Annotated in this window: 15 protein-coding genes; 8 read left to right on the plus strand and 7 right to left on the minus strand. The window is 43.0% G+C overall.

The annotated features are described in order from the left end of the window. The first annotated feature begins 15 nt into the window (after nucleotides 1-15). Nucleotides 16-1881: a 1-deoxy-D-xylulose-5-phosphate synthase gene (dxs, locus tag HWQ47_RS19955; protein WP_269967780.1), complete on the plus strand. Its 1866-nt coding sequence runs from the start codon at nucleotides 16-18 to the stop codon at nucleotides 1879-1881. Nucleotides 1882-2006: 125 nt separating this feature from the next. Here dxs and grpE read toward each other — a convergent pair whose 3' ends face one another. After that, nucleotides 2007-2624: a nucleotide exchange factor GrpE gene (gene grpE, locus HWQ47_RS19960; protein ID WP_269967781.1), complete on the minus strand. Its 618-nt coding sequence runs from the start codon at nucleotides 2622-2624 to the stop codon at nucleotides 2007-2009. Between the two features lie 92 nt (nucleotides 2625-2716). Here grpE and nadK point away from each other — a divergent pair, with 92 nt between their 5' ends. Continuing rightward, entirely contained in the window at nucleotides 2717-3595 is an 879-nt protein-coding gene (nadK, locus tag HWQ47_RS19965; RefSeq protein WP_269967782.1) for an NAD(+) kinase, read from the plus strand. Between the two features lie 78 nt (nucleotides 3596-3673). Here nadK and HWQ47_RS19970 read toward each other — a convergent pair whose 3' ends face one another. Both HWQ47_RS19970 and HWQ47_RS19975 read right to left on the minus strand, forming a co-directional pair. Then, the gene (locus HWQ47_RS19970) at nucleotides 3674-4771 is read right to left on the minus strand and encodes an energy transducer TonB (RefSeq protein ID WP_269967783.1); all 1098 of its coding nucleotides are present in this window, start codon (nucleotides 4769-4771) and stop codon (nucleotides 3674-3676) included. A 194-nt stretch (nucleotides 4772-4965) separates the two neighbouring features. Beyond that, nucleotides 4966-6021, minus strand: coding sequence for a CobW family GTP-binding protein (locus HWQ47_RS19975; protein WP_269967784.1), 1056 nt, complete (start codon nucleotides 6019-6021; stop codon nucleotides 4966-4968). Between the two features lie 296 nt (nucleotides 6022-6317). Here HWQ47_RS19975 and HWQ47_RS19980 point away from each other — a divergent pair, with 296 nt between their 5' ends. The 3 genes from HWQ47_RS19980 to HWQ47_RS19990 all read left to right on the plus strand — a co-directional run bounded on the left by HWQ47_RS19980 (nucleotide 6318) and on the right by HWQ47_RS19990 (nucleotide 9048). Continuing rightward, complete coding sequence (locus HWQ47_RS19980) at nucleotides 6318-7715, plus strand: endonuclease/exonuclease/phosphatase family protein (RefSeq protein ID WP_269967785.1); 1398 nt, start codon at nucleotides 6318-6320, stop codon at nucleotides 7713-7715. Between the two features lie 236 nt (nucleotides 7716-7951). Next, complete coding sequence (locus tag HWQ47_RS19985) at nucleotides 7952-8365, plus strand: antitoxin Xre-like helix-turn-helix domain-containing protein (protein WP_269967786.1); 414 nt, start codon at nucleotides 7952-7954, stop codon at nucleotides 8363-8365. Further along, nucleotides 8365-9048 carry an RES family NAD+ phosphorylase gene (locus HWQ47_RS19990; protein ID WP_269967787.1) on the plus strand — a complete coding sequence of 228 codons (684 nt, stop codon included), beginning with the start codon at nucleotides 8365-8367 and terminating at the stop codon, nucleotides 9046-9048. The genes HWQ47_RS19985 and HWQ47_RS19990 overlap by 1 nt, the downstream gene beginning before the upstream one ends. A 222-nt stretch (nucleotides 9049-9270) precedes the next feature. Here the strand turns inward: HWQ47_RS19990 and HWQ47_RS19995 are convergent, their stop codons facing one another. Further along, nucleotides 9271-10569, minus strand: a complete 1299-nt coding sequence (locus HWQ47_RS19995; RefSeq protein WP_269967788.1) for a DEAD/DEAH box helicase — start codon at nucleotides 10567-10569, stop codon at nucleotides 9271-9273. Nucleotides 10570-10749: 180 nt separating this feature from the next. On the opposite strand from HWQ47_RS19995, the gene HWQ47_RS20000 reads away from it, so the two are divergent. Next, nucleotides 10750-11196 carry a thioesterase family protein gene (locus HWQ47_RS20000; RefSeq protein ID WP_269967789.1) on the plus strand — a complete coding sequence of 149 codons (447 nt, stop codon included), beginning with the start codon at nucleotides 10750-10752 and terminating at the stop codon, nucleotides 11194-11196. 53 nt (nucleotides 11197-11249) lie between these two features. On the opposite strand, the gene HWQ47_RS20005 is transcribed toward HWQ47_RS20000, so the two are convergent. Together HWQ47_RS20005 and HWQ47_RS20010 are read right to left on the minus strand one after the other, a co-directional pair. Next, entirely contained in the window at nucleotides 11250-12761 is a 1512-nt protein-coding gene (locus tag HWQ47_RS20005) for a putative bifunctional diguanylate cyclase/phosphodiesterase (RefSeq protein WP_269967790.1), read from the minus strand. 91 nt (nucleotides 12762-12852) lie between these two features. Beyond that, the gene (locus tag HWQ47_RS20010) at nucleotides 12853-13695 is read right to left on the minus strand and encodes an HDOD domain-containing protein (RefSeq protein ID WP_269967791.1); all 843 of its coding nucleotides are present in this window, start codon (nucleotides 13693-13695) and stop codon (nucleotides 12853-12855) included. 308 nt (nucleotides 13696-14003) lie between these two features. Here HWQ47_RS20010 and trhP point away from each other — a divergent pair, with 308 nt between their 5' ends. Beyond that, entirely contained in the window at nucleotides 14004-15389 is a 1386-nt protein-coding gene (trhP, locus tag HWQ47_RS20015; protein WP_269967792.1) for a prephenate-dependent tRNA uridine(34) hydroxylase TrhP, read from the plus strand. A gap of 79 nt (nucleotides 15390-15468) precedes the next feature. After that, nucleotides 15469-15729 (plus strand): YfhL family 4Fe-4S dicluster ferredoxin, encoded by a 261-nt coding sequence (locus HWQ47_RS20020; protein WP_269967793.1) that lies wholly within the window; start codon nucleotides 15469-15471, stop codon nucleotides 15727-15729. A 66-nt stretch (nucleotides 15730-15795) separates the two neighbouring features. On the opposite strand, the gene ubiT is transcribed toward HWQ47_RS20020, so the two are convergent. Beyond that, a complete protein-coding gene (gene ubiT / locus HWQ47_RS20025; RefSeq protein WP_269967794.1) occupies nucleotides 15796-16308 on the minus strand; it encodes a ubiquinone anaerobic biosynthesis accessory factor UbiT in 513 nt (170 codons plus the stop codon). Nucleotides 16309-16447 lie beyond the last annotated feature (139 nt).

Raw genomic sequence — 16447 nt, forward strand, 5'->3', positions numbered from 1 at the left:
AGACCAATTACCTCGATGAGTTTGGATATTTCTCAATACCCTGTGCTTGCACAGGCTAATACCCCTGATGAGCTAAGACAGCTCCCTCAAGCCGTGCTACCACAATTAGCCGACGAGCTTAGAGGTTTCCTTTTGAAATCAGTGGGCAAGTCTAGTGGCCATTTCGCCTCAGGACTCGGCACTGTGGAACTCACTGTGGCGCTTCACTATGTCTATAACACACCATTTGATCGCTTAATCTGGGATGTGGGTCATCAAGCTTACCCCCATAAAATATTAACAGGTCGCCGTGACAAGATGCACACCATACGTCAAAAAGGCGGGATCCATCCCTTCCCTTGGCGTGAAGAGAGCGAATACGACACCTTTAGCGTGGGTCACTCGGGTACCTCTATCAGTGCAGCCCTCGCGATGGCCGTTGCTGCTGATAGAGAAAAAGCAGGCCGTAAAGTTGTTGCCGTTATCGGTGATGGCGCCATGACGGGCGGCATGGTATTTGAGGCCATGAATCATGCAGGTGACTTGCACAATGATATGTTGGTTGTTCTCAATGATAATGAGATGTCGATCTCTGAAAATGTAGGAGCACTCAATAACCATCTAGCTCAGCTAATGTCAGGACGTTTTTATACTACGATCCGTGAGAGCAGCAAGAAAGTGCTACAAGGAATGCCTGTCATCAAAGAGATGGCCAAGCGTACCGAAGAGCATTTAAAAGGCATGGTCGTTCCTGGCACCATGTTTGAAGAGCTAGGCTTTAACTATATTGGTCCTATTGATGGGCACGATGTTGATGCACTGGTTGAAACCATGCGCAATATGCGTAACTTATCCGGCCCTCAAATATTACATATCATGACCAAGAAAGGTCGTGGCTATGAACCTGCCGAAAAAGACCCTATTGGTTGGCATGCCGTGCCTAAATTTGATCCATCGACCTTTGAAAAGCCAGCGTCAAAACCCAGCAATCCAACCTTCTCTCAAGTGTTCGGAAAATGGCTTTGTGATGTTGCTGAAAAAGATGACAAAGTATTAGGTATCACTCCTGCGATGCGTGAAGGCTCAGGTATGGTTGAGTTCTCTCAGCGTTTTCCTAAACAGTACTTCGACGCCGCGATTGCAGAGCAGCACGCAGTGACCTTAGGAGCAGGATTCGCCTGTGAAGGCTTAAAACCCGTAGTCGCTATTTACTCTACCTTCCTACAACGCGGGTACGATCAACTGATCCACGATGTTGCTTTGCAGAAACTGCCCGTGCTCTTTGCTATTGACCGTGGTGGCATTGTTGGTGCCGATGGCCCCACTCATCAAGGGGCCTTTGATCTCAGTTTTATGCGTACTGTACCAAATATGATCATCATGACACCTTCGGATGAAAATGAATGTCGACAGATGCTTTATACCGGTTATTGTTATCGCGATGGACCTACCGCTGTGCGTTATCCAAGAGGCAGCGCTACTGGAGAACCGCAAATCGAAGAGATGACAGCCCTGCCTATCGGCAAAGGCATAATCAAGCGTCAGGGTAAAAAAGTCGCCATTCTCAACTTTGGCACTTTGTTAGCCAGCGTATTAACGGCCGCAGAATCTTTGGATGCTACTGTCGCCGACATGCGATTTGTGAAACCTCTTGATGTTGAGCTTATTCAAGAGCTAGCTCAATCTCACGATGTGTTGGTGACCGTTGAAGAGAATGCCATTATGGGGGGAGCAGGCTCCGGTGTGCTCGAACTATTACAGCAACTGAAGTTGCCAATGCCGGTGCTTCAATTAGGCTTGCCTGATGAGTTTATTAAGCACGGGGATTCGAGTGAAATTATTACTGAGTTACAACTCGATGCTGCCGGTATTTTAGGGCAAATAGAGCGCTATTTAGCTTAAACCACCTTAAATAATAGCTAAAGCTGAGTATAGTAAGACAAGAGTTTGCGCTAATATCCATGTGAACAGCAAATATAAAAAAGGACTGCGATTGCAGTCCTTTTCGTTAGCTCACCGAAACAAGTTTACACTTGTGTATCGACAGCCGAACCACCTTGAGAAACCATCACCATCGCAGGGCGAAGTAAGCGATCATTTAAGATATAACCCTTCTGCATTACCATCATGACAGTATTTGCTGGGAACTCAGGGCTTGGCTGCATACCGATAGCCTGATGATGTTCAGGGTTAAAAGCTTCCCCTTGTGGATTAACTTCTTTAAGACCAAACTTATCAACCGTACTCACAAAACTCTTCAATGTTAGCTCAACACCTTCGTAGATAGCCTTGCTCGCTTCCGCTTCTGCATCGGTACCATGAAGCGCTCGCTCCATGTTATCAATAACAGGCAAAAGTTCATTAGCAAACTTTTCCAATGCAAATTTATGTGCTTTTTCAACATCTTGAGATGCTCTGCGACGAATATTCGCCTCAGAAGCTGCTGCACGAGTCACAGAATCTTTCTGCTCTTCAATCTTTGCATTTGCTTCGACAAGAGCCTGCTCTAACTCTTCAACACGGAAATTCGCTTGAGTGAGTTCATCCATTAAGCTGGCATCGTCACTGCTCGTTTCAGTTAGGATTTCACCTTCTACGGCTTCATCGACTTGGTTCTGTTTCGCTTTACTCGTATCGTTGCTCATTCTAACTCCGCTAAAAATACTTTGTTTCTTCCTGCTCTGAGGATAATATGGGGATCACATTCAAGGTTTCAAGCCCTAGCACTAAGATAAATATGCCTAAAGCTTTTCAAACTATCGGTCTTATCGGTAAGCCAAATCACCATGGTACCAACCTCACCCTTAAACGATTGCACCACTGGTTAAAGATGCAGGGATTCGAGATCTTGGTTGAAGAACGGGTTGCAGTCGAAATGGGACCTAATTGCCAATCCGTGGATCTATTGGAACTTGGTGAAAAATGTGATCTAGCCATCGTTGTGGGGGGGGATGGCAATATGCTCGGTGCAGCCAGAGTCCTCGCACGTTTCGATATAGGTGTCATTGGGGTTAATAGAGGCAATCTAGGCTTTTTAACAGATTTACCACCGGATTCATTTGAAGCCGCTTTAAGCGAAGTACTCGACGGGAAATTTGAGACTGAATTTCGCTTTCTACTTGAAACCCAAGTTCATCGACATGGCAATATGAAATCCAGTAATACGGCGGTTAATGAGGCTGTTTTACACCCGGGGAAAATTGCTCATATGATTGAATTTGAAGTCTATATAGACGGCACATTCATGTACAGTCAGCGCGCCGATGGTATGATAGTTTCAACCCCGACAGGATCGACGGCTTATTCATTGTCGGCTGGCGGAGCTATTTTAACTCCTAACCTTGAAGCACTCATTTTAGTGCCTATGTTTCCGCACACACTCTCGAGTCGACCTATCGTGGTCGATGCTGCGAGTATTATCAAAATAGTAGTATCCCCCGATAATGGCGACAACTTAGAGGTAAGCTGTGACGGCCATGTGATGTTACCGGTGCTGCCTGGTGATGAAATTATTATCAAACGCAGTCATGAACGTTTGAGACTCATTCACCCTAAGGGACATAACTACTTCCATGTATTAAGAAACAAATTAGGCTGGGGTAGTAAGCTGTTTTAGATCGAACGACAAACAAAAAAGCCTCATGCTTTCTACTCGATAGAAAGCATGAGGCTTTTTAAGTTTATCTTTTCTAACCTAAGATTTTGACAGGGTGTAATCCAACTGTACCGTACTTGGTGCGGCAACAGCTTTGCCATCAACAAACTTAGGAGCATAACGCCATTTTTTTATCACTTTAAGAGATTCAGTCTCGAAACGACTTCCTCCTTTTGAATCGATAATTTTAGGCTCATCGACGAAGCCACTTTCGTCGATGATAAAAGAGAGTTGAACCCAACCTTCTTTCCCATTTCTTATATATGACTTAGGGTAATTGGGGTGATGACGATAGAGCGGCACCTGCTCTTGATCACCTAACCAAGGACGCATACCGCCTATAGCGATACAGTGTTGAGTCGATTTACTACTCTCCCCTTCGTGTTCATACAAGTCGACAAGGTAAGCATGAGCCCTAAGCTCATAAGGATGATTATAATCCAACACCGAAAACTGTTTTACCACCTCTTCTAACAGCATGATAGTTTCTTTCGTCTTTCTCTTCTCTACAAAATTAATTGAAGCCACTGTAAAAGCTGATGTGACTCTTTTCAGTGCACTTTCAGGTAGTTCCACTTTATATATATCATAAGCATCAAACATAAAATCACGTACTTTACGATTATATAAACCCGTTCTGCTTAAATGATCAAATGCAGCTTTCAGCATATCCCCATGAACCAGTTTATTGTCAGCCTCTTCAGTTAACTCTAGTGCTTCATAAAAAAGCTCCCTAGCTTCTTTGGCACTGGCGCTTGTCTGAGCGGCACCAACAAGCGGATCAATCAACTCAATCGCCTCATTACCAAATTCGACTCTGTAACTGGCTAAAACAGCAAGATAAAGCCTATTGGCTTCCTCATGCTTATCTGTAAAATTAGCCAACTCACCTGCATAATTTAAAGTTAAATTGGCGAGGTTTATACTACCTTTATCAAACTTTTCGAGCCCTAACCTATAGGTTTGTCCTGCAAGTTTCAGCGATTTGTCATCATCATTATCAGTAACTGCTTGAAGATACGCTGAGTAACTATCAGAAAACTCTGATGCCAAAACGGGTAAGCAACTAACACTAACGAGCGTCAGACCTAAGGTTGTAGCAAGAAACTGACGATGTAAACCAAACTGAAACTTCATAAATATCCTTATTTATACTTGATAGCATGAATTTCCCACGCATCAAAATGACTCATTAGTGTAACTAATTAACCTCAAAAATCCAACTTGATAAACCCGCGATTTCGAGACTCGCTTTAATGCTAAACCCATCCAGATAATGAGCATACAGCTACAACACGCCAAGGACATTCAGATCCCCGTTTTACCAAATATCAAAAGCTGAACCGCTTAGAAGTAGTAAAAAGTCGACGCGCTAACTCATCGATTGCCAGCGGCAATAAACTGATGATCTCAAGCCTTGAATCCATCGCATCATCAAGTTCAATAACACTCATCTCCCCATCAATCACATTGAATCCCGCGATACCCTCATCAGTAATAAGCACGGCCTTAATGCGAGCTACATCCAAGGATTTGATAACCTTAATCACCTCATCAAAATTAAATTCATAACTGAGATCAAATACCCAACCACAGGAGTAAAATCCTTCACCACTGTTTTGTTTAGTTAATACCCCTCGCTCATCAAATCCAGCAGCGGTTTCAACAGCTTCAATGTCAAAAACACTTATTGAACGCCCCGTCAGCAGGCTTGATCGCGTCGAAGATACTGACTTTGGTGCCTTTCCAGCACTGTCGAGTAAACTCAACAATTCTATTGGTAAATTCGGAGTTAACCTAGGTAATAAGCTGAGGAAAAAATAGCGCTTTTGGTCTGAATCCACCAAATCTAAGTCTTCTTCGACATAAGCGATTAAATCCAAATACTCCTTATCAGAATAGAGATCGGACTTAGTGGCCAATATGATGTCTGCCACCGCCAGTTGTTGATTAAAAATGTCATGGTTTTTATATCGATCATCAGATATTTTTCTTGCATCGACCAAGCACACGGTTGATTTAAGGGCGATAACGTTTTGATAGTGAGGTTGACTTAACAGCTTAATCACCTCTTTGGGATGCCCTAACCCCGTAGGCTCAATTAATAATCTATCAGGCTTTGCTTTAGCGATAAGCTGATTAACGGCAACTTGCATAGGCACACTCGCAGCACAACATAAACATCCGCCCGCCACTTCGCGGATCTCAATGCTCTCCCCACCGCCTGATAACAAGGCGCCATCTATACCAATTTCACCAAACTCATTGACTAAAATAGCCCAAGTCTCTCCCTCTGGTTTACCCGCTAATAACTGCTTAATGAAGGTCGTTTTACCCACGCCCAAAAAGCCAGTGATCACATTGGTAGGAATAGGTTTTAGTATCATGATGGATCTCAAGTGACATGAAAGATCCGACAGTGTAGGTGGAAACCTGACAAGTCTCAATCTCTAGCCCCTTAACAGCAAGCACAAACAAAACCCAACCGTAACACCTCTGGATCATTTTCATCACAACACCGTAAAGAGTGTAAGTTTCTGCGTAAAAAGTCCGCACCCAGTCTCAAAAATCACGCTATTTTATAGCAAGCGAATTGACAGCTGTATAGAATCCTTCCGAAGCTCAAACAAATGAGCTCAAGATAATAATTACGATTAATAATAAAAATATGATGGGTCATAAAATGAAACTACTTAAAACCGCAGCAGCGGCCGCTATCTCTATGGCGTTATTAGCAGGATGTAATGACGACACAACCAACATTACCAATCCAGTTGAGCCAACGCCAGATGCAACGAACGTTCGCTTCAGCACATACAACCTCTCTTTCGACCGTTCTACGTTTGAAGAGCTTGTTACTGAGATGCAAATTACAGCTCCAGAGCAAGAAGTATTAATGCAAGGTTGGTTTGATGAAACCTTAACTGAGGCTGACCTTAAAATTGCTGAAAAGGTTATCCAGATCCGTAACGTGGCAGCGATTATTCAAACTGAGCGTCCAGCAGTATTGATGATGGGTGAGTTTAACAATGACGGTATCGCTAAAAACCAAGATGCTATCAAAGGTTTCCGCTTAAACTACCTTGCCGTACCTCAAAATAGTTTAGGAACAACATCTGATGAAAAGAAGATGCTTAAGCCGATTCAGTTCGCTTACGCTGAAAATTTCTCAACCAATACAGGTCTATTAAGTGACTTCGATCTAGACAGAGATGGAAAAGTTGCACTACCAGGCGATGCATGGGGCTTTGGCTTCTATCACGGTCAATATGCATTTGGCCTATTATCTCAGTACCCAATTGATACTGATAACATCCGTACTTTCCAAAACTTTAAATGGAAAGATATGCCGGGTGAAGTCAATCCAACTATCGTGAATTGTGACGATGATAAAAACCCAATTCCAGACGGCATGAAGTGTGGTGACGAGTGGTACTCAGCTGAAGCGTGGGCAGAAAAACCGCTTTCATCTAAAAACCATGTGGATGCACCGATCCTAATCCCAACCGCCACTGGCGAGAAAGTGGTTCATCTACTGCTATCACATCCAACACCGCCAGTATTCGATACAGTGACTGAAAATAACAAGTTATTGAATCGTGCTGAGATCGACTTCTGGAATGATTATGTTGCTGGTGAAGACTATATCTATGATGACGCAGGCAAAAAAGGCGGCTTAAGTTTAGATGCTTCGTTTGTTGTCATGGGCGATCTTAACGCCGATCCTGAAAATGGTGACGGCTTCCTTGATGCCATCCAAGATCTAATGAATCATAACCGTGTAAACACATTGGCTACAGACGGTGTCTACGCACCTAGCAGCTTTGGCTCTACAGAGTGTTATGCATTAGGTTTCTGTAAAGAGAACACCTTCCCAGAGCGAGTGACCAGTACCTTTGGCCTTCGTGTTGACCATGCCATTCCATCAAACGACCTTAACATCATAGATTCTGGTGTTTTCTGGCCTGCCACTTTCGAAGAGGGCTATATGTTGATGAATGATAAGCGTGTTGGAAAATGGGGTAACGGCAAAGATATCTCTTCTGATCACCGCTTAGTCTGGATTGAAGCTGAGCTTTAATCTGAAATAAACATCGCTTAATTAACCTAAAGGGAGCCAATTGGCTCCCTTATTTTTTACTATCCCATGGGGAAGTGAAGGTATAACCAGAAATGGCAAGCTTTCCACTGTCCTCCTTTAAAAATATGGACATGACAATGAAACCATAGTAAGTATTTAACACACAAAAGTCCAAATGTAGACTTTAAATAGATAAAAGTCTATTATTAAACTAGTGATTTATGAGAGGACCGATCATGCCTAACACTAACATTCAACATCAACACCTTGGTATTAACTCCGCTCACGCGTCTAAAGTGGGTTTTGACGCAGCAGTAACCATCCTTCAACACTGGGGATGTAAGACTGAGGCCATAACCCATATTTTGAGGGTTAACCGTTCATCTTACTTTGCCTATAAATCAGGTAAAAAAGCCTTCGTTTTGGATAAAGACCAACTCACTCGAATTAGCTATATTCTTAATATTCATGCCGCATTGAGACAGTTTTTCACCAACCCAGAAAACGTCTATGGCTATATGAATATGGTCAATAATAACCCCTACTTCGAAGGCCGTAAACCGCTTGAAATAATCGAAGCTGGAGATTTCGGAGCATTACACGAAGTTTACAAACGAGTTGATCAATTACGCAGTGGTGGATGGTCATAGTGAGTTCAACATTAACAAATAAAAAGACCTATCGTCTGGTTAATACAAGATTTCCTGCAATCGACATCTTTGATGACTGTGCCAATATCGATGAGTTTGAGGTTTTGTATGCTCTACAAAGCTTAACAAACCCTAGATTGCAAAATGAAACGGGGGATCTCACGTTATTAAATCTCGACCAAATTCCGTTTGGAATTAATGGCTGCTCCTATGCAACGGCTTCTTTTACTCACATAAATAGAGACGGCAGTAGATTCTCTAATGGCGAGTTCGGGGTTTTATACCTAGCTGACACTATGGAAACGGCTATTGCAGAAACTCGTTATCATGTTCAAAAGATGTTATCCCTTATTGAAGGGCTGCATTTTGAAATGATAGTGATGAAAGGTTTATCTTGTACCATAAGCGGCGATTTAATCGATATTAGTGCCAACACAATGGCAGAGATGCAAGCTACTGACATTTATCATCATAGTGATTACAGCACTTCCCAGCATTTAGGGTTTAAATACCGCAAACAAGGAGTAGAAGGATTGCACTATACGAGTGTGCGAAATCCAATGTCCAGTTGCTACGCCCTGTTTACGCCCAAAGGAGTCACAGAGATCATTCAGTCTGCGCATTACGAATATGTGTGGGATGGTAAGTCAATAGAAGTGAGAGGCATAACAGCGATTTGGTAAACATGTCGGATAACAAGGCTTAAGTGTCTTTTTGTTGGGTTCATTAATGTCTATTGTTTGCAGTATGCTTATATGCACACCGCAGGTGATAGGTACGAGCTTCAAATATTTCAGCCAATATCAATTCAGCCAGAAGCTCAAACTAGAACTAGAACTAGAAGATGCCATCAGCCTTCATTAGAAGGCTGAATATCATAATGATGTAAGGTTAATTCACCGTAATTAACGCTTCTTTTCACCTCTACGACTTGCATAGCTTGGTTTGTCGGCAGATTGACCGCCTGAACGTTTATGGGCTTGGCCTCTTTTAGCACTTGGCTTGCCTTTGCGTCTATCGACGTGCTTCTTAGCCGATGACTCTTCTGTATTTTCTCGATAACGAGCAGGAAGTGGAGTCCCCTCTTCATAACCTGGCACCACGATGCGAGGCAGCTTAAGTTCGATTAGTGCTTCGATCTCTGCAAGCTTCTTCTCATCGGCTGGACACACAAAAGAGATAGAATGTCCGGTGAGACCAGCACGTCCCGTACGTCCGATACGGTGAATGTAATCTTCAGCCTCAAATGGCAGCTCTATATTAACCACCAAAGGTAGGGCTTGAATGTCTAGCCCTCTGGCTGCGACATCAGTGGCCACCAGCACACGCAGTGCGCCGCTCTTAAACTCATCTAACGCACGGTTACGTGCGCCTTGGGTTTTATCACCGTGGAATACGGCACTCTTGAGTCCATCAAGCGTTAACTCTTTTTGAATATGTTCTGCGCTCTCTTTTGAACTGGCGAACACAAGTACTTGCTGCCAGTTATTACGACCGACTAATTCAGACAAGAGCTCTGACTTTCTGCGCTTATCGACTAAATACACTTCTTGTTCGACACTCGAGGCTGACTTACTGGTGGCCACATTGATCCACTTAGGCGCAGACAACATCTTCTCAGCTAAGATTTTTACATCATCGCTGTACGTAGCCGAAAAGAAGTGAGTCACATGCTGACGAGCGACCAAGGCTTTTACACGTTCAATATCACGCACAAATCCCATGTCCAGCATTCTGTCAGCTTCATCGATCACTAAGCTGGTGACGCTAGCAAGATCTAAACCATGCTGACCAATAAAGTCGAACAGTCGTCCAGGGGTAGCCACTAGAATGTCGACACCTGCATTTAGTGCTTTACGCTGCGGATTCATATTGGCACCGCCATAAACCGCCAAGGTTTTTAGCGAGGTGAACTGACTGTAACGGGTAATATTGTCGGCAACTTGAATGGCAAGCTCTCGTGTCGGCGTCAGTATTAATCCTCGCAGTGAGCTTACACTTAACGACTCCCGAAGCAGTTTTTCCAATAATGGTAGAGCAAATGCTGCTGTTTTCCCGGTTCCAGTTTCAGCGCAAGCCATGAGATCACAACCCGTTAAGGCTACAGGGATCACTTCTGATTGCACCTGAGTCAGTTTTTGATAACCACATGCCTCTATGGCTTCAATAATTGAAGGGGCTAAATCAAGTGTTTCGAATTTCATGGAAAGCGTGTCCGGGAAAATAAATGAGGCGGGAGTCTACCAAAATCATTGCTTATTGGCTATTAAGATAGCGGTTCATGGTGCAACTAAACTCTCTCAAATTAAGATAATAACAGGTATAACCTCTCTTAAATGCGGATATGCTAGACTAGCGCCAATTATCCTCGAGCCCATGACACCATGCAAAATAAAAAAGAGATGAATTACAGTAAAACCTTTCACTTCCCAATTCAGATCTATTATGAAGACACCGACTTTTCAGGTGTGGTTTATCACCCCAACTTTCTAAAGTATTTTGAGCGAGCAAGAGAGCATGTGATCGGCGCTAATGTCCTCGCTTCACTCTGGGAAGTACAAGGTTTAGGTTTTGCCGTATATCGCAGTGATATGCTTTGCCATGATGGGGTTGAGTTTGCGGATATTATCGATGTTCGAACCCAGTTCTACTTCGAGAGCAAATATAGAACGGTATGGAAGCAAGAGATTTGGCGTCCCAACGCTAGCAAGCCCGCAGTGACCGCGACCATAGAGATGGTGTGCATGAATAAAGCACGTCAACTGGCGCCTATGACACCAAGCTTACAGGCCCTACTAAACCAATCTTTCGAGTCTATCGTGACAATCTAACGATGTAAGCGATACCGAATTTGGGAATACAAGTGGTCTGTGAGTCAACGGCTTTATTTAGCTTGAAGCCGTTGCCAGTTTACCTCTAACTCTAAAGCACTCATTGGTTTTGCGAATAGGTCACCCTGAATTTTATCGACCCCCATCTCCACCAATAACTGCTTAATATCTTCGGTTTCAACCCCTTCCACGGTGACGCTAAAACCTAAGCCTTTAGCGAGTTCTATACTCGACTTCATAATATGTCTGGCATGTTTGTCAACCATCAACTCATCGATAAAAGCTTTATCAATTTTGACTTCATCGACCGGGAAATATTTAAGATAGGCAAGTGAAGAGTGACCTGTACCAAAATCATCAATCGCCACATCGACGCCAATCGTCTTCAGTTTTTTAATTGTTTCAACAGCCACCTCCATGTTATCCATCAACTTACTCTCAGTTATCTCGATGGAGAGCAGATTGGCCTCTAATCCATATTTATCAAACTTAGCTTGAATGTCGTCACACAAGGTGCCGCTAATAATATCTTTAGAGGAGAGGTTAACCGCCACTTGCAACACTAGGCCCGATTCATGCCATTTTGCTTGTTGGGAGATAACTTGATCCAGAGCCCATTGACTGACCAACTCGATCATTCCAGCATATTCAACAAGTGGGATAAATTCGGCGGGGGATATCATGCCTAAATCTTCATGGTCCCAGCGCATTAGCGCTTCAACTTGGCTACAACCTCCAGTTAATACATTTAATTTAGGTTGGTACACCATATACAACTCCCCTCTATCTAATGCCTTAGGAAGTTGGTTAATAATACCGAGTTGGCGTTGCTGGCTTAGATCATCCCCTTCTGAATAACTGGCAAATAGGTACTTATTCTCTTTGGCTTTAATCAGAGCTAAATCCAGTCGTCTTAATAGTTGACTCACATAGGTATGATGCAGTCCGAGATCCAGGTAGCCCATTTGAATTTGAATCGCTATTGGGATAGCCTGAATATCAAATGGAACTGCAAGTTCATTGCGGATCGTTAACAATGCAGTTTCATTTTGAGGTTGCTCAAAATAAAGCAGAAATTCATCTTCATTCATTCGAGCAAGAAAAGTAGCCGGGTTTTCGAGTTTATGTAGCCGCTCAGATAATGTCTGCAACAGTTTATCACCAATAGAGAAACCGAAGAGGTCATTGACGAATCGAAAATGATAAATATCAATAAGCACTAACGTACCTTGAGTAATAGGCATCAAGCTAAGGAAACGAGATTTAAGACCTAAACGATTGGCAAGTCCCGTCAGCTTGTCCTTGTCGTTTGGAACAGGCAATCCTTTGATGAAGTCGTGCCACGTGCTATACAGGGTTTGATATTTTTTAGGCACTGCAACATCAGCAAACTGTTCTGAAGCGATATGCCCTAAATGAAGGGTGTCTTCTTTACTCTTAAGAAGCTCCATTTGCTGTGTAAAAGATTGAATGAAATTAGCTTCATACTTTCTATACCGGTACCAAAAAATGGTACAAGCGATACAGACGATCAATAATAAAACTAAACACCAGCCAATTCCCACGCGAGTAACTCCCCTCCCCAACACATAAAAAAGTTAAATAAAGGCCCAATAACAAACTTTAAGGTTACCCTAATACCATCTCAAACCACAACTATTCGTAACTCGACTTAATCGAGTGATACTTTTCTAAAAACTCATCGTCAGCCAGCTGCTCCGCTGATACAGGTAGACCCCGTCTTGCGTACACATCTAACCTCTCTTCAAGTTCAACTCCAGCTCTCAACTCTCCAGTATAGAAAGCTGCCGCCCTGACAAAATCTAGGTAGCCTACATTATCCGGCAAGTAAGATAGATCCGACCACCTTTCTACTACTTCTGTCACTTCCGGAGCAAACTCCCAACTTTTAAGGACTGCGCGACCTATGGGTCCTTGCATCTTTCTCACCAGAGCCCTTAATTGATCTATGCTGGTAAATAACTCTGGACGGGCTTCCGCCTCTTTAAGTACCGGTAGAGCACCTATGTTATGTACCAAGCCCGCTAAGGTCAGCGTATCAAAACTGAGTCCGCTACCTTTATGGGTTTTACTATAAATATGTAGCATCGCACAGGCTGCTGAAGTGACTTCAATAGAGCAGCCCCATACTTCATCCATCACCTCCCACACCATCTCATTAGTTGAGATAAATAGCTGTTCCATCGCAGCGGATGTAGCAATGGATTTAATCTGAGTTAAGCCAATTCTAGTAACAGCACAGTTAACATTTTCAGCTTTTATGCCCCTGCTATAAAGTGCACTATTGGCGACCTTAATCATCCGTGCTGAAATCGCAGCATCTTGGCCAATAATTTCGGCAACTTGCTTAGGGCTTGAATCTGGTTTAGAAACCACTTCCTGAACTCTCATCGCGACCTCAGGCAAAGTCGGTAATACTAATGCATCTGCTTTCAACTTCTTTAAAAGGGCGACTAACAGTTGATGTTCAGTTGACATTTTTCATCCCCGTTTTGACTCAAAATTAATTATAGTTATAGATAAAGATGACCAAATTAGCCCTACCGTTAAATCCATTAACCGCATGCAGCAAATTGGTTAACAACCTGTTTAGATTCTAGCTAACTTTAGGATTTTTAGGGAGTAAAATAACTTTTTTTAGAAAATACTTATCCCCCCTGCTGTTGAGTAAAACTTGATATACTAGCGATGTGGAAGTTTCTGGGGCAAAATTTGATAACCACACCAACATTAAGTAGAATGCCCGCCCGTTTGTCACCCCAATATTTAGTTAACTGAGAGTAATTATGTTTAAACCTGAGCTACTGTCTCCCGCTGGGACACTGAAAAATATGCGTTATGCTTTTGCCTATGGAGCAGATGCTGTCTATGCAGGCCAGCCAAGATATAGCCTTAGGGTAAGAAATAATGACTTTAAACTAGAAAACCTAGCAACCGGTATTCAAGAAGCCCACGATCTTGGTAAGAAACTCTATGTGGTCAGTAACATTGCGCCGCACAATACCAAATTGAAAACCTATATTAAGGATATGGTTCCAGTGGTTGACATGAATCCAGATGCGATCATCATGTCAGATCCAGGCCTTATCATGTTGGCAAGAGAAGCCTTTCCCGATCAGGTAGTGCATCTTTCAGTTCAAGCCAATGCAATCAACTGGGCATCGGTTAAATTTTGGCAACAACAAGGCATTAAACGCGTCATTTTATCCCGAGAGCTTTCTCTCGATGAAATTGAAGAGATACGCCAACGTTGCCCAGATATTGAACTAGAAGTCTTCGTTCATGGTGCACTTTGTATGGCTTACTCAGGCCGTTGTTTATTGTCTGGCTATATCAACAAGCGTGATCCTAACCAAGGCACTTGCACTAACTCGTGCCGTTGGAAATATGACGCCCATGAAGCGAAAGAAACCATGGAAGGCGATATAGTTGCAGTAAACCCTCAAGCACTTGTGGATCAACATGGTGTCCAAATTCAGACGCCAACTTTAGGTGAAGGTCAGCCAAGCGATCAAATCGTCCTGCTACAAGAAGCAGGCCGTCCGGGCGAGTATATGCCAGCCTTTGAAGATGAGCATGGTACCTATATCATGAACTCAAAAGATCTTCGGGCGATTCAACACGTTGAACGTTTAAGTAAGATGGGCATTGATTCACTGAAAATCGAAGGCCGTACTAAGTCATTCTATTATGTTGCCCGTACGGCACAACTTTACCGTCAAGCGATTGAAGATGCGGCATCAGGCAAAGATTTTGATCGAACATTGATGCATAACCTAGAAGGTCTTGCACATCGGGGCTATACTGAAGGCTTCCTACGTCGTCATGTACATGATGAGTATCAAAACTATGATTACGGCTACTCTATCAGTGATACTCAGCAATTTGTCGGTGAGTTTACCGGTAAGCGTAATGATGCAGGTATGGCTGAGATCGATGTTAAAAATAAATTCTCTGTTGGCGACAGTGTTGAAGTCATGACCCCCCAAGGTAATCTGACTTTAACCATTAAAGAGCTATTGAACCGTAAAGGTGAAAGCGTTGAGGCTGGGTTAGGTTCAGGACATTTTGTCTTCTTAGCCTTACCTGCTGGTGTTGAGACAGACAAAGCCGTATTACTACGTAACTTACCCCAAGGTCAAGATACCCGTAATCCCCACGCACAAGCTTAACCATGCAAAATGCAAAGATATGACCCTACAAGCAACCTGTTGGGTCATAAACGTAAAAGAACAAACGAGTAGATAGATAATGGCTTTATTAATCGATGATAGCTGTATCAACTGTGATATGTGCGAACCCGAATGCCCCAATCAAGCGATCACTATGGGCGAGGAGATCTACGAGATAGATCCAGACCTATGCACTGAATGTGTCGGTCACTACGATAAGCCAACCTGTATTTCGGTATGCCCTATCGATTGTATTGATCCGGATCCAAACCACAAAGAGTCCGATGACGAGCTCTTAGTGAAGTACCATCTTATTACCGGAAAACCAGTAAGCGAATAAGCTCAAACGGCATATTTTCAAAAATGGAGTCCATTGGCTCCATTTTCTGTTTTAACATCACAAACACTACACTGATTCTGGATTAGCCTTAAGTTGGAGCTGTTGAATCATCTTCGCTATTTTTTCGATACTGTATCTAATTGGAGACGGCATAGTGTCAAACTCTATGCTCAAGAGTAAATTTTTAACTTCTAGACCTAATTCTGTATCGCCCTCTATCGACAACTTACGCTGAAAAAACAGTGTATCTGGATCTTCCTTACCCGCAGCGACTAGAATAAGCTCTTTAGAGTCACCAGAAAAAGTCACCGCCGCCACTTGAGGTTCACGCACTAACCAACGACCATCGAAACTGACCTCAAACAATAACCCCATGTCGACAACATCAATAGCAACCCAATTTCCCTTTAAAAACGCCAATTCATCATCGTCAGACTGCTCTGAAAGAAGTTGACCTAATAGACGCGCCAACAATTCAGCCTTCACACGAAAGGGGATCAAACTTAATGGGCCACGAGCGAACTTAGGCGCTAGCACTAATAGTTGCTTAGCCATATTGTTTAAAAAAGGTGCTTGCATATCAATCTCGATCCTTAATACAGAGAACAGATCTCTTCCTATAACAGAAGAGTTAAAAAGAAAAAGAGTTTAACCAGATTTTATGATCACAAACCTGTTTTATATCAAGTATTCGACAGCCAATCCCTTTTAAACTCCA

It is taken from the genome of Shewanella sp. MTB7, from assembly GCF_027571385.1.
Classification (GTDB): Bacteria; Pseudomonadota; Gammaproteobacteria; order Enterobacterales; family Shewanellaceae; genus Shewanella.